Consider the following 13,879-nt stretch of genomic DNA (forward strand, 5'->3'; position numbering starts at 1 on the left):
TCGAACAAGGACGTGTGGGTGAGGAGTGTGCCGTCGGTGGTGTAGACGTCGGCGCAGACGGGCGTCGGCCCCGCCGCCGCGCCCGACACCCACCAAGTACCCGCCGACCAGGCCCGCCCCGACCAGGGTCAGGCCGTCCCGGTCCGGGCCGACCCTGGTCGCCGACAACAAGGAGTTCCGCGCCGACGACACCAAGATCGGCTTCAAATGCGACAACGGCGCCCGCAAGTGGTGCGAGAACCCGACCGTCACCGTGCCCAGCGCACTGGCCGCACCGATGATGCCGCCCGGCTCCACCGCCGAGTGCACCGACATCAAGGGCAGGAACGGCTCGCACTACACGCTGTGCCGGCGCTGACCTGCGAGCCTGACGGTCGAAGTCCCGTCCGCCGCCAGGGCGTGTCGTCCGGTGCCGTACCTCGACGCGCCGCCGAGGGAACTCGCCCGCGTAGCGGTTCGCTTCGGCTGCTTTTCCGGCGCGGCGAGCGCAGCGAGGAGCCCACAGGGCGAATGCGGTGCCAGGCGACCCGGACCCGCCGAGATCCGCCGGACCGGGCTACCCCACCGCGCCCGCGGTGCCCGCCCACGGGGCCGCCGCCTCCAGTTGGCCCGCGAGCCGGAACAGCGTGCTCTCGTCGCCGTAGCGGCCGGCGAACTGCACCCCCAGCGGCAGCCCGTCCGAGGTGCGCCCCAGCGGCACCGACATGGCCGGCTGCCCGGTCACGTTGAACAGGCTGGTGAACGCGGCCATCCCGCGCATCCCGCGCAGCGCGGCCATCGGATCGCGGTTGGGGTCCAACTCGCCCAGCAGCGGCGGCACCACCGCCATCGTCGGGGTCAGCAGCACGTCGAAGCGCCCGGTCAGCCGGGTCACCGCCCGCCCGATCGCGTGCATCTTGTCGATCGCGGCCAGGTAGCGCGCCAGCGACAACCCGCGGCCCTTGTCCACGATCAGCCGGGTGGCCCCGTCCAGATCGTCCGCCTGAAGTTCGCGCCCCAACTCGGCCAGGCGCAGGTCCACCATGCGCGCCATGTGCGCGGCACTGATCGGCGCGATCACCTCGCCCGGCCGGGCCAGCGTGTCCGGCCAGGTCACCGGCTCCACGTCGTGCCCCAGTGCGACACACAACGCGGCGGCCTCCTCGGCGACCCGCACACACTCGCGGTCCACCACCACGTCCGCGTCCACCGGCGCCAGGATCAGCCCGATTCGCAGCCGCCCCGGATCCGCGCCCACCTCGCCGGCGTACGGGCCCACCGGCGGCGGCGCGTGATACGGGTCGCCCGGCTCAGGGGTGCCGGTGACGTCGAGCAGCGTCGCGCTGTCGCGCACCGTGCGGGTGACCGCGTGCGCGACCGCGAGACCGGCCCACGACTCGCCGTGCTCGGGCCCGGAAGTGACCCGGCCGCGGCTCGGCTTGAGCCCGAACACCCCGCAGCACGCGGCCGGGATCCGGATCGAGCCACCGCCGTCGGTGGCGTGCGCGACCGGCACCATGCCCACCGCGACCGCCGCCGCCGACCCGCCGCTGGAGCCGCCCGTGCTGCGGGCGCGATGCCAGGGATTGTGCGCGGGACCGAACAGGCCGGACTCGGTGCTCGTACCGAGCCCGAACTCGGGGGTGTTGGTCTTGCCCACGATCAGCACACCGGCCGCACGCAACCGGGTCACCAGCGTGCTGTCGCGCGCCGCGACCGCTCCGGCGAACAACCGCGACCCGTTGCTCGTGACCATCCCGGCCACGTCGCATTCGAGGTCCTTGATCAGATACGGCACGCCCGCGAGCACCCCGGGCAACAACCCGGCGACCGCGGCCCGGGCCTGCTCCTCGCACAACGCGACCACCGCCCCCAGGGCCGGCTCGCGCTCCTTGATCGCCTCGAAGGTGACGTCGAGCACCTGGTCCGCCGTCACCTCGCCGCGGGCGATCAGGCCCGCGAGCCCGGTGGCGTCATAGGACTGATACTCGTCGATCCGCACGGCACGACCTCCAGCGCTGGTGAACACGTCCGCCCCGCACCGTACGCGACGGTTGCCCGGCGCCGTGCGCCCCGTGGGCGGATCGGCAAAATCCGGCGCGCGCACCGCGATCGGCACCGCGCCGGCCAACGGCAGGTGCCCCCGCGTCGCCCGCTCAGCCCACCGACGAATACGCGACCACGCCTCGGCGCAGCCCCTCGACCGCCTTGCGCGCGGTGCCGCCGACCTTGCTGTCGTCGGGGGCCGCGGCCGCGATCTGGCCGAGTACGTCGACGAGTTGCTTGATCCAGCGGACGAAGTCACCGGCCGGCAGGTCGGCTTCGCCGAGCACCGCGTCCAGGCTCAGCCCCGAGGCCCACGAGTACGCCGTCCAGGCGAAGCCCAGGTCCGGCTCGCGCAGGAAGTCGAGGTGGTGCTGCCCCTCCAGCGCGTCCAGGTGGCCCCACAGCCGCACCATGTCGGCCAGCGCGGCGTGCGCCGCACCACCGGGCAGCTTGGGCGCCATCGCGTCGTCCGGCTGCCGCGACTCGTACACCAGCGCGGAGGCGCACGCGGCCAGCTCGGCCGGGGTCAGCTCCTCCCACAGGCCCTCGCGCAGGCACTCGGCGGTGAGCAGGTCCAACTCGGCGTAGATCCGCGCGAGGCGGCGTCCGTCCTCGGTGACCGTGTCACCCTCGAGGTAGTCCAGGTCGGTGAGCATCGCGCAGACCCGGTCGAAGGTGCGCGCGATGGTGTGGGTACGGCCCTTCATCCGGCTCTCGATCACCTGGGTGTCGCGCAACAGCCGGTAGTAGCGCTCGGCCCAGCGCGCATGCTCCTCGCGGTCGTCGCAGCCGTGGCACGGGTGCTGCCGGATGGTCTGCCGCAGCCGGGTGATCTCCGGGTCGTCGGCCGCCGGCGAGCGCTGCTTGCGGGCTCGCGGCTGGTCCACGTGGCCGGCCTTGCTGCGCAGCGAGGACGCCAGGTCGCGGCGGGACTGCGGATTGCGCGCGTTGAACGAGCGCGGGATGCGCAGCCGGTCGATCACGGCGACCGGCACGGGGAAGTCGATCCCGGCCAGTCGGCGGGCCTGCCGGTCCGAGGTGAGCACGAACGGGCGCGGCCCCTCCGGTCCCTGATCGGTGCCCGGGTCCAGGACCACCGCAAGGCCCGCGTACTTGCCGGTGGGCACCACGATGATGTCGCCGGCCCTGAGCTTCTCCAGCGACGCGGCGGCCTGGGCCCGGCGCTGCGAGGCGCCCTCGCGGGCCAGCTCGGTCTCGCGGTCCTTGAGCGCGCGGCGCAGGTGCCCGTACTCGGCGAAGTCGCCCAGGTGGCACGTCATCGCCTCGTGGTAGCCGGCCAGCCCCTCCTCGTTGCGCTGCACCTGGCGGGTCAGCCCGACCACCGAACGGTCCGCCTGGAACTGCGCGAACGAGGTCTCCAGGAGCTCGCGCGAGCGGTGTCGACCGACCTGGCCGACCAGGTTGACCGCCATGTTGTAGGACGGCTTGAAGGACGAGCGCAGCGGATAGGTGCGGGTGCCCGCGAGCCCGGCCAGGTGGCCGGCGTCGAAGCCCTGGTGCCACAGCACCACCGCGTGACCCTCCACGTCGATGCCGCGGCGCCCGGCGCGCCCGGTGAGCTGGGTGTACTCGCCGGCGGTCAGGTCGGCGTGCGTCTCGCCGTTCCACTTGACCAGCTTCTCCAGTACCACCGAGCGGGCGGGCATGTTGATACCCAGCGCCAGCGTCTCGGTCGCGAACACCGCCTTGACCAGGCCCTTGACGAACAGTTCCTCGACGACCTCCTTGAAGGTCGGCAACATGCCCGCGTGGTGCGCGGCGATCCCGCGCTGGAGCGCCTCCAGCCACGAGTGGTAGCCCAGCACGTGCCGGTCCTCTTCCGGAATCCCGGTGGTACGCGCCTCCACGATCGCGCGCACCTCGGCCCGCTCCGCCTCGCCGTTGAGCCGCAGGCCCGCGTGCAGGCATTGCTGGACGGCCGCCTCGCAGCCCTTGCGGCTGAAGATGAAGGTGATCGCGGGCAGCAGGCCCTCGGCGTCGAGCCGGTCGATCACCTCGGCGCGGCTGGGTGTCCAGATCCGGCTGCGCACCGGCCGGGTCTCCTGGCCGCGGTTGCGCCGGTAACGGTCCTGCGGTCGGCCCGTCCGCTCGCTCTCCATCCGGCCCAGCCGGATCAGCTCGGGGTTGACCTCGGTGTGGTTCTCGTCGGTGAACAGGTCGTAGGTGCGGTTGCCCGCGATCACGTGCTGCCACAGCGGCACCGGGCGGTGCTCGGAGACCACGACCGCGGTGTCGCCGCGCACGGTGCCCAGCCAGTCGCCGAACTCCTCGGCGTTGCTGACGGTCGCCGAGAGCGAGACCAGCGTGACCGATTCGGAAAGGTGGATGATCACCTCCTCCCACACCGCGCCGCGGAAGCGGTCGGAGAGGTAGTGCACCTCGTCCATCACGACGTAGCCCAGGCCGTTCAACGCGTTCGAGGACGCGTAGAGCATGTTCCGCAGCACCTCGGTGGTCATCACGATCACCGGGGCGTCGCTGTTGACCGAGTTGTCCCCGGTGAGCAGGCCCACGTTCGCCGCACCGTAGAGCTTCTGGAAGTCGGCGAACTTCTGGTTCGACAGCGCCTTGATGGGTGTCGTGTAGAAGCACTTGCGACCCTGTTCGAGCGCGAGGTGCACGGCGAACTCGCCGACCACCGTCTTGCCCGAACCGGTCGGCGCCGCGACCAGGACCCCCTTGCCGCTTTCCAGCGCGCGGCACGCCTCGACCTGGAAGGGATCGAGGCCGAAGGGGTACTGCTCGCGGAACGCGTGCAGACTCGTCCGTTCGTCGGCGGCCCGGCGGCGCGAGGCCGCGTAGCGCTCGGCGGGGGACATCTGGGTGTCGCGGTCCGTGCCGCGTGAAGGATCGAGAGGCATCTCGTCAAGCAGACTACCGGCCGGGACCGACGGCTGTGATCACCTTTTTTCGATCATGACACGCAGTTCGATCACGACACGCAGCGCGATCCAGGCGGCGCGGCTCGATCCAGGCGTGCGGCTCGGTCCAGGCCCCCGGGCTCGATCCAGGGCCGTCACGGGAGGCCGCCTGATCGCCGGCGTCGCTCAGTCGCGCGGCGCGGGAGTCAGGACCCGGACCGCGTCGGGTACGCAGTCCGCGGTCAGCGGCAGCGCGCCCAGTCGCTCGCCGTCCGCCCACCCGCTGAGCCCGCGCGCACTCAGCGACACGGTCGCGGCGCGGTACACGGTGACCAGCGGGTGGCTCACATGCCTCCCGCTGTAGACCTTGGGGAACACCCGCAACAACTCCGCCCGCCCGCAGCCGGCCACCACGGTGACGTCGAACAGGCCGTCGGTGGGGTCGGCGTCCGGACACATCCGCATGCCGCCGCCGTAGGAGCGGCCGTTGCCCACCGCGATCAGGGTGGCCTCGACGTCGAACGGTTTGCCGTCCAGTTCCAGCTCGTAGGCGATCGGCTTCAGTGCGCCCAGCTCGCCCAGCAACGCGGCGTTGTAGCGGGTCCGCCCGCGCGCCCAAGTCATCCGGTTGGCACGCTCGTTGACCCGCGAATCGAAGCCGGTACACAAAATGGTGCCGAACCAGCGCTCACCCGCCCGGCCCAGGTCCACCGGCCGCGCATGCAGGTCGGCCACCACGCGCGCGGCGGCGGCCACGTCGCCCAGCGGCAGGTCCAAGGCCCGCGCGAAGTCGTTGCCGGAACCGATCGGCACCACGCCCAGCGGCGTACCGGTGCCCGCCACCGCCTGCAGTGCGGCCGCCACCGTGCCGTCACCGCCGACCGCGACCACGGCATCCACCCCGCGGCGCACCACCGCGCGCAGTCGGTCGATCCCCTCCGCGGCGCCGGGGGCGGACACCTGATGCGGTGTCAGCCCCCGCTCGCGAAGCAGATCGGCGGCGACGGACGCCGCTTTCAGGCCCCGACCACGACCCGCGGTGGGGTTGACGAATACTGCTATCTCCCGAGACACAAGGCGCGAGATTAGCCCACCGGGCCTCAGGTGATGTCGTCCACCCTGGCGGCGGGGCCCGGGTCCGGGTCGTCCGTGACGGTACTCGGGCGCTCGACCGGGCGCACCGAGGTGTCCAGGACCGACGCCTCGTCGTCGTCGAGGTCGGCACCGAACACTTCCGCGTGCCGTTTGCCGCGCCGGCGGTCGTTGAGCCACGCCACGATCAGCGCGATCCCGTACAGGATCGTGATCGGGATGGACAGCAGGATCATCGTCAGCGGATCGGTGGTGGGGGTGGCCACCGCGCCGAAGACGAAGATGCCCATCACCACCCAGCGCCACCAGCTCGCGAGTTGCTTCGCGGTGACGATTCCGCCGAAGTTCAGCATGATCAGCACGAGCGGCAGCTCGCACGCGATGCCGAACACCACGACCATGCGGATGACGAAGTTGAGGTAGTCGTCCAGCTGGATCTGGTTGCTGGCGTCCGAGAGCGTGAAGTCCAGGAGCACCTGCAGGGCGTGCGGCAGGATCCAGTACGAGAAGTAGGCACCGCCCAGGAACAGCGGCACACCCACGCCGACGAAGGCCAGCGAGTACTTCTTCTCGTGCTTGTGCAGCCCCGGCGCCAGGAAGGCCCACATCTGGTAGAGCCAGATCGGTGAGGCCGCGATGATGCCGGTGGCCAGCGAGATCTTCAGGGCCATCGAGAACGGCGAGAGCACGCCCTGTTGCACCAGGACACCCTGGCCGCACTTGGTGACGCCGGTGCCCTTGACGTTCTTGAGGTCGCAGACGGGATCGACCAGGAAGGCGCCGATGTCCTCGTAGAAGAACGCGGCGACGATGGTCACGACGATGATGGCCAGGAGCGCCTTGACGAGACGATTGCGCAGCTCGCGCAAGTGCTCCATCAGGGGCATGCGCCCCTCGGCGTCCTTGATCTTCTTCTCTTTCGGGCCGGACTCTTGTCCGCGCCCTGCCTTGTCAAGCACCTTGAGGGCCGACTCCTAAACGGCGCGCGCGGATTCAGCGACGGTTGTGGTCGGGCTCGCCGACCGGCCGCGCCTCGCTCACGTCGCCCGGAGCCGCCTGGATGGTGCGCGGCGGCGCCTCGGTGGTCTTGGCGGTCTTGTCGGACGCGGGGGCCTCGGCCGTCCCGTCCTCCTTCATCGCCTTGGTCTCGCTCTTGAGGATGCGCAGCGAACGGCCCAGCGCACGCGCCGTGTCCGGCAGACGCTTGGCGCCGAACAGCAGCACGACGACAACCAGGATCAGGATGATCTCGGGCCAACCGAGCTTGCCAAACATAGTCAGTACCTCATTGCCGGGGCCGGGGGGTTATGGGTTCGATCGTACGCCGGTGCGTGTGACACACGTGCAACGCAATGGTGGCGAACAACTGCACCGGACGTAACCCCCAGGTGTCACGTATACGGATCACTGTCGGTGAGGGGCCGCGGAGCGGGCGCGCGGTACGGAATCGCGCCGCAGGGACGGGCCACCGGCCGCATCCAGGTCGGCTGCGGCCGCGGACAGCCGGGTCGAGGCGTCCGCGACGGTTGCTCCGAGGTGACGCACGTCACCGAACAATCGCCAGGCGAACCAGCCGATGACGCCGAGTCCGGCGAGGACGAGCACGAGGAAGACGAGGACCCACGGCAACATGCGGCGACCCTAACAGCCGCGCATCCGTCGCCGCGCGCCCCAGTTCAGCGGGCGACCTGCATCGAGGACACCCCGCCGTCGGTGAGCAGTTCGACGATCCGCTCGCCGGCCGGCCGGCGCACCGAGTCGGCGCAGGTGGGACAACGAAACAGATAGAAGGACTTGTTCGGTCGGACCACCAGCCGTAGCTGATCCGCCGTCAGCTCGACGCGTCCGCAAACCGGGCAGCGCGCCGTGAACGTCGACACCGTGGGCCTCCTCGCAATCTCGGGAAGGTTGTCGTCGGTGGTACCGGAGGTGCCGCTGGGCCGCGGTCGGGGGCATGTGCCGCTTTTGGACAGTCGCCTCCGAGCGCGGCGAATCAGCCGGCCTGGTCCGCGTAGGCCGCGAGTGCGGCCGAGGCGGTCCGTCGTACATCGTCCACGAGCTCGGGCGGCGAGATCACCCTGCCGTGCCCGCCCAGACGCAGCGCGAGCCGCCGGATCCCGGCGGGGTCGGGCGTGCGCAGGGTCAACCGCAGGCCGCCGTCGGCCAGCTCCTCGACCTTGTCGTAGCGGTAGTACTCCGTGACCCAGCGCCCGCCGGGTCCCAGTTCGAGCACCACCTCGATGCCGTCGGCCGCGGTCGGCGCGAAGCCGTCCGCGAGGTCCAGCGGCTCGACCGGCTGCGGCTCGGACGCCTCGTCGAGCAGTACCGCCTCGGCGACCCGGTCCAGCCGGAACAACCGGCGGCCCTCGGCCTGTCGGCACCACGCCACCAGATAGGTGTGCCCGTCGACCAGGACCAGCCGGATCGGGTCCACCTCGCGTTCGGTGATCTCGTCCCGACGCGGCACGTAGTAACGCAGCCGCAACCGGCGCTTCTCGCTCACCGCGCGGTCCATCGTGGCGAAGGCGGACTCCTGGGCGGCGTCGTCGCCCTCGAACTCGACCGTGACCCCCTCCGCGGCCCGTGCGGCCTCGCCGGCGGCGTCCTCCAGCTTGGCGGTCACCCGACCCAGCGCGACCTTGTCCCGCTCGCGCAGCCCGGACAGGCCCGCCAGCGCGCGCAGCGCCACCAGCAGGGCCAGCGCCTCGTGCGGGGCAAGGCGCACCGGGCGCACCGGGGCGTCGGCGTTGTCCAGGAACACCCGGCCCTCGAAGTCGACGTGCGGCTCCAGCAGGTCGTCGGCCATGAAGCTGGTGCCGCACATGTGCAGCGTGCCCAGGTCCGCCTCGACCTGCGCGACCGGCAGGCCGAACGCGCGCGCGACGTCGTCCAGATGCGTGCCTGGCCGCTCGCGCAGGTAGGCCACCAGCGACAACAGCCGCCGAGTGTCGTCGATCGCGTTGCTCATCCGACCTTCACCTGTCCCGTCGCCTCTCCGGCGGCCTCGCGCAGTTGCGCGACCACGGCGGCGCGCAGATGGGGCGGCTCCAGCACGACCACGTCGGGGCCGAACTCGGCGAGCCAGTGGTGCAGTCCGTGCCCGTGGCTCAGCTCCAACTCGTCCCAGCCGTCGCCGGCCGGCACCGCCGCGCTCGCCCGGGCGCGCAGCGGGAACCCGGCGCCGGTGCGCACCCGGATCCGGGCGATGCCCTCGCCGCCCTCGCCGGCGAAGCGCGCGACCTGGCCGCGTACGTCCACCTTCTCCGGCACCTCGGCCCGGAACGCTTCCTTGAGCGGCTTCGGCTTGGGCTTGTCGGCGATCCGGTCGAGTCGGAACACCCGCTGCTCCTGCCGGTCCCGGGAGAAGCCCACCAGATACCACCGGCCGCGCCAGCAGCTCATCCCCCACGGCTCGACCACCCGAGGCGTGGCCTCGGCGGCGCCGGAGCGGCGATAGGCGAACTGGATCGGACGGCGGGTGCGCAACGCGTCCAACAGCGGCCCGAAGGCGGGTTCGCGAGCGGTCACCCGGGGCTCGACGCTGGTCAGCGGCGCCGAATCGATCTCGACGCCGGCGGCCTTGAGTTTGTACAGCGCGCCGGTCGCGGCTCCGGCCAGCGCGGACTGCTGCCAGGCGCCGGCAGCCAGCGCGAGCGCGGCCGCCTCCTCCGGGTCCAGTTCCACCGGCGGCAGCGCGTTCTTCTCGGGGCGGATCCGGTAGCCGTCGGCCGACTCGATCAGCGGGTCGTTGGCCCCGGTCTCGACGATGAAACCGAGCTCGCGTACGTCGTCCTTGTCCCGCTCGAACATGCGGTCGAAGGCTTCGTCGGACGTGCACAGGCGATACGACTCGATCGACTGCCGCAGCTCTTCCTTCGTGACGTAGCGACGGGCGGCGAGCAGACACATCACCAGGCTCACCAACCGCTCCTGCTTCGGAATCGCCATCAGATCCCAGCCCCTCCCACAAAGCGCAGCCCCGACCGTACCGCGTTCGGCGCATCGGTTGGTCCCGGCCGTCGATCTCGTCCTCCGGTTCGCCCGACGGCCCCGGCGGCGTTAGGCTGCCGGACCGTGATCACCTGGCGACGCGGCGAAGTGACGGCGATCCGACGGGCCTGGCGCGGGGCGGTCGAGCTGACCGTGGCCGTACCGAAGCCCGCCCCCGCACGGGAGTTGCGCGCGATCGCCTACCCGCACCTGACCGGCACCCCGGTGGTCGGCGACACCGTATTGCTCAACACCACCGCGCAGGACATGGGCCTGGGCACCGGCGGCTACGCGCTGGTCGTGGCGCTGCCGGATCGACTGCCCGCGGACCCGCCGCCGGGACCGGGGCATGTGGTCAAGGCCCGGTACACCCCGATGCAGGCGGTCGTGCTCGGCGTGGACGAGCAGGACTCGCCGCACCACGCGACGCTGCGCGACGCGGACTCGCTGGACGGCATGCCGGTGGTGGTCGCCGACCTGCACTCCGCGCTGCCCGCGATCTGCGCCGGCATCCGCGCCGCGCGGGCGAACGCGCGCGTGGTGTACGTGATGACCGACGGCGGCACGCTGCCGCTGTGGTTCTCGATGACGGTGCACACGCTGCGCGAAAACGGGTGGCTGACGGGCTCGGTGACGGTGGGGCAGGCGCTCGGCGGCGACCTGGAGGCGGTCACCCTGCACACCGGCCTGCTCGCGGCCCGGCACGTCCAGGGCGCGGATCTGGCGATCGTCGCGCAGGGGCCGGGCAATCTGGGCACGGGCACGCCGTGGGGCTTCTCCGGCGTCGCGGCGGGCGAGGCGATCAACGCGATCGCCGCACTCGGCGGCCGGCCGGTGGCCTCGCTGCGGATCTCCGACGCGGACGGGCGCGAACGCCATCAAGGCGTCTCGCACCACTGCCTGACCGCGTACGGCCGGGTCGCGCTGGCCCGGGCCGACGTGATCGTGCCCACGCTGCCGCAGCCGCTGGCGCGGCGGGTCGCGGCGGACGTCGAGCCGCTGCGGGTCGGGCACGACGTGCACACGGTGTCCGTCGACGGCCTCGACGCCGCGCTGCGCACGAGTCCCGCCCGGCTGTCCACGATGGGCCGCGGCCTCGACGCGGACCACGCCTACTTCCTCGCCGCCGCCGCCGCAGGCCGCTTCGCGGCAGACCTGCTCCCAAACTGACCCAACCCGTCCACAACGCCGACGGGAAGCCAAACAATCCACCCCGCCCGGCCGAAGCCTGAGGACAAACGAACCAGACCAACCACCCCAGCCCATCCAGCCGACCACCCAGCCCGTCCGGGCGACCACCCAGCCCGTCCGGCGTTTGAGGACAAACGAACCAGGCCAACCGCCCCAGCCCGTCCAGCCGACCACCCAGCCCATCCGACCGACCACCCAGCCCGTCCGGCGTTTGAGGACCAGCAAAACGGCCCCGATCCGCGCGGGAGGCGCGAACCGGGGCCGAGTGAAAGCGACTAGCCGACCTTCATCAGGTCGACCACGAAGATCAGCGTCTCACCGGGCGCGATCGCGCCGGGCGCGCCGCGGTCGCCGTAGGCCTGGTGCGGCGGGATGACCAGCTTGCGCCGACCGCCGACCTTCATGCCCTGCACACCCTTGTCCCAGCCCTCGATGACCTGGCCCACACCGAGCCGGAAGTCGAGCGGGGAGTTTCGGTTCCAGGACGCGTCGAACTCCTCGCCGGACGAGAAGGCGACACCGACGTAGTGCACGCTGACGTTCTGACCCGCCTGGGCCACCGGGCCGTCGCCCTCCCAGATCTCGGTGATCTCCAGGTCGGCGGGCACGCCGCCATCGGGGAAGTCGATCTCGGGCTTCGTAAGCTCGCTCACAGCTTTATCCGTATCCGTTCGAGTGCTGAATGCGGGTCCAACGTACCGGGCCGGTCGCCCGATCCGGTCATTCGACGGGCCGTCAGGCGGCCGTGCCGCCAAGCGCGTCGACGATGTCGACGACGAACACGAGCGGCGAGTTGGCCGGAATGGTCGGCGGCTTGCCCTCGGCGCCGTACCCCTTGTCGGCGGGCAGCACCAGCAGCACGCGGCTGCCGACCTTCTGGCCCACCAGACCCTCGTCCCAGCCGGTCACGACCTGGCCGACACCGATCTTGAACGCGGTCGCGCCGCCGTGGTCCCACGACGAGTCGAACTTGGTGCCCTTGTCGAACAAGGCGCCGGTGTACTGGGCGACCAGCGTCTGGCCCTTCTGGACCACCGGACCGGTGCCCTCGATCAGCGGCTGCACGATCAGCTTGGTCGGCGCGGCGGTGCCCGGCGGGATGGTGATCTCCGCGGCCTTGCCGGACTCGACCTTGGCGACGGGCAGGCCGGCCGGCGGCGTCACCGCGGCACCCTTGGCCTCCGCCTTGGCGTCGATCGTCTTGGTCGACTTCAGGTCCAGCATCAGCACGACGGCCTGCTTTTCCTGGGTGACCTTGGTCGGCACCACCACGAGCATCCGGGTACCGGTCTTCTTGCCGATTATCCCCTGCCCGATCTCCTTCAGGAGTTCCTGGCTGCCGGCCTGGAAGACCTCGGGCGTCTTGCTGTCGTAGGAGTTGCCCGCATCCGTGCCGTCCCAATTCTTGCCGACGGTGTCCGCGACGACGTAGTCATCCTTCTTGATCACGTCACCGGTGCCCTCGATGAGGATCGTGGACGTCGTCTTGTCACCCGACTTCCCCTTGGGGATCTTGATGTCCGGCTTCTGCCCGAAGGCTCCGGTCACGACCGGTTTAACGGTTTTTCCTCCGTCGTCATCGCCGCACGCGACCGCGGTGAAGGCCAGTGCGGGGACCAGAAGGAGCGCAGCGAGACGGCGCACGATGTTCCTCTGCTGAGATGGACAAGGACCGGGACACTCTATGGGGTCCGGTTGTGAGGACGACGTGAAGACGACAACCGCGTTCAGGCGACCTCGCGACCGGGCCGCTTGAGCCGCGCGGCCCACCGCCCGTCCTCGCTGCGCACCGACAGCGGGATGCCGAAGCACTCGCTCAGGTTGGCGTCCGTCATCACCTCGCGGGCCGGCCCGGCGGCCACGGTCGCGCCGCGGCGCAGCAGCAGCGCGTGGGTCACCGCGCTGGGCAGTTCCTCCAGGTGGTGGGTGACGATCACCAGGGTCAGCCGCGGAAACTCGCGGGTCAGCGAGTCGATCGCCTCCAGGAGTTCCTCGCGGCTGGGCAGGTCCAGCGCATTGGCCGGCTCGTCCAGGAGCAGCAGTCGCGGATCGGGCATCAGCGCGCGGGCGATCCGGGCCCGGCCGCGCTCCCCCTGCGAGCACACCGCGATCTTGCGCTTCGCCGGCCGCTCCAGGCCCAGCAGCGCGATCAGCTCGGCGGCCCGGCCCCGCTCGGCCGGCCCGTACTTGCCGTACAGCGGCTGCACCGTGCCGCTCGCCCCGGTGAGCACGTAGTCGGTCACCGTCAGGTATTCGGGGATGCGCAGCGCCGCGTTGACCGCGCCCACCTGGGCGCGCACCTCGCGCACGTCCACCCGGCCCAGCCGCTTGCCCAGCACGGTCACCGAGCCGTTGCCGGGAAAGCGCAGTGCGCCCGCGAGTGCCAGGATCGTGCTCTTGCCCGCGCCGTTGTGTCCCAGCAGCGCCCAGCGCTCGCCCTCGCGGACCGTCCAGTCCACGCCGACGAGCATGTCCGTGCGCCCGCCGGGCCCGTGCGCCCACACATCCACCGCGTCGAGTTCGAAGACCGGTGGAGCGATGTCCCATGTAGGTGTATCGACCATCGAGCCAGCATGCCACTCGCCCGCCCGCTCCCGGCGTCGGGAGGGGGCGGGCGACGGCTTCGTCTCACATGCCGGCCGGCACGGGTCGAGAACGCCGGTCGACGATCACCGTCGGTGATCACATGCGGATTGTGG

At 71.4% G+C, this 13,879-nt stretch carries 14 protein-coding genes; 2 read left to right on the forward strand and 12 right to left on the reverse strand.

Annotated features, from left to right (window positions below):
- Positions 1-25: 25 nt before the first annotated feature.
- The gene (locus ABZS54_RS08830; RefSeq protein ID WP_355532553.1) at positions 26-358 is read left to right on the forward strand and encodes a hypothetical protein; all 333 of its coding nucleotides are present in this window, start codon (positions 26-28) and stop codon (positions 356-358) included.
- A 198-nt stretch (positions 359-556) separates the two neighbouring features.
- Here the strand turns inward: ABZS54_RS08830 and ABZS54_RS08835 are convergent, their stop codons facing one another.
- The 9 genes from ABZS54_RS08835 to ABZS54_RS08875 form a co-directional block, all read right to left on the reverse strand.
- Positions 557-1,981 (reverse strand): amidase, encoded by a 1,425-nt coding sequence (locus tag ABZS54_RS08835; RefSeq protein ID WP_355532555.1) that lies wholly within the window; start codon positions 1,979-1,981, stop codon positions 557-559.
- A 154-nt stretch (positions 1,982-2,135) separates the two neighbouring features.
- Positions 2,136-4,865 carry a DEAD/DEAH box helicase gene (locus ABZS54_RS08840; RefSeq protein ID WP_355532676.1) on the reverse strand — a complete coding sequence of 910 codons (2,730 nt, stop codon included), beginning with the start codon at positions 4,863-4,865 and terminating at the stop codon, positions 2,136-2,138.
- Between the two features lie 228 nt (positions 4,866-5,093).
- Positions 5,094-5,981 carry a diacylglycerol kinase gene (locus tag ABZS54_RS08845; protein WP_355532557.1) on the reverse strand — a complete coding sequence of 296 codons (888 nt, stop codon included), beginning with the start codon at positions 5,979-5,981 and terminating at the stop codon, positions 5,094-5,096.
- Positions 5,982-6,007: 26 nt separating this feature from the next.
- A complete protein-coding gene (gene tatC / locus ABZS54_RS08850; protein ID WP_355532559.1) occupies positions 6,008-6,958 on the reverse strand; it encodes a twin-arginine translocase subunit TatC in 951 nt (316 codons plus the stop codon).
- A gap of 34 nt (positions 6,959-6,992) precedes the next feature.
- Positions 6,993-7,274, reverse strand: coding sequence for a Sec-independent protein translocase subunit TatA (gene tatA, locus ABZS54_RS08855; RefSeq protein ID WP_020552027.1), 282 nt, complete (start codon positions 7,272-7,274; stop codon positions 6,993-6,995).
- A gap of 129 nt (positions 7,275-7,403) precedes the next feature.
- Complete coding sequence (locus ABZS54_RS08860) at positions 7,404-7,631, reverse strand: hypothetical protein (protein WP_355532562.1); 228 nt, start codon at positions 7,629-7,631, stop codon at positions 7,404-7,406.
- A 44-nt stretch (positions 7,632-7,675) separates the two neighbouring features.
- Positions 7,676-7,879 carry a hypothetical protein gene (locus tag ABZS54_RS08865; protein ID WP_020552029.1) on the reverse strand — a complete coding sequence of 68 codons (204 nt, stop codon included), beginning with the start codon at positions 7,877-7,879 and terminating at the stop codon, positions 7,676-7,678.
- 113 nt (positions 7,880-7,992) lie between these two features.
- On the reverse strand, positions 7,993-8,967 hold the full coding sequence (locus ABZS54_RS08870) for a WYL domain-containing protein (RefSeq protein ID WP_020552030.1): 975 nt from the start codon (positions 8,965-8,967) through the stop codon (positions 7,993-7,995).
- Positions 8,964-9,947: a WYL domain-containing protein gene (locus ABZS54_RS08875; protein ID WP_355532564.1), complete on the reverse strand. Its 984-nt coding sequence runs from the start codon at positions 9,945-9,947 to the stop codon at positions 8,964-8,966. The genes ABZS54_RS08870 and ABZS54_RS08875 overlap by 4 nt, the downstream gene beginning before the upstream one ends.
- 126 nt (positions 9,948-10,073) lie before the next feature.
- Between ABZS54_RS08875 and ABZS54_RS08880 the strand changes: the two genes are divergently transcribed.
- Complete coding sequence (locus ABZS54_RS08880; protein WP_355532566.1) at positions 10,074-11,159, forward strand: DUF3866 family protein; 1,086 nt, start codon at positions 10,074-10,076, stop codon at positions 11,157-11,159.
- Positions 11,160-11,455: 296 nt separating this feature from the next.
- On the opposite strand, the gene ABZS54_RS08885 is transcribed toward ABZS54_RS08880, so the two are convergent.
- The 3 genes from ABZS54_RS08885 to ABZS54_RS08895 form a co-directional block, all read right to left on the reverse strand.
- Positions 11,456-11,833, reverse strand: coding sequence for an FKBP-type peptidyl-prolyl cis-trans isomerase (locus ABZS54_RS08885; RefSeq protein ID WP_355532568.1), 378 nt, complete (start codon positions 11,831-11,833; stop codon positions 11,456-11,458).
- 82 nt (positions 11,834-11,915) lie between these two features.
- Entirely contained in the window at positions 11,916-12,824 is a 909-nt protein-coding gene (locus tag ABZS54_RS08890; RefSeq protein ID WP_355532570.1) for an FKBP-type peptidyl-prolyl cis-trans isomerase, read from the reverse strand.
- A gap of 83 nt (positions 12,825-12,907) precedes the next feature.
- The gene (locus tag ABZS54_RS08895; RefSeq protein WP_355532572.1) at positions 12,908-13,744 is read right to left on the reverse strand and encodes an ATP-binding cassette domain-containing protein; all 837 of its coding nucleotides are present in this window, start codon (positions 13,742-13,744) and stop codon (positions 12,908-12,910) included.
- Positions 13,745-13,879 lie beyond the last annotated feature (135 nt).

The organism is Embleya sp. NPDC005575, assembly GCF_040605455.1.
Lineage (GTDB): Bacteria > Actinomycetota > Actinomycetes > Streptomycetales > Streptomycetaceae > Embleya.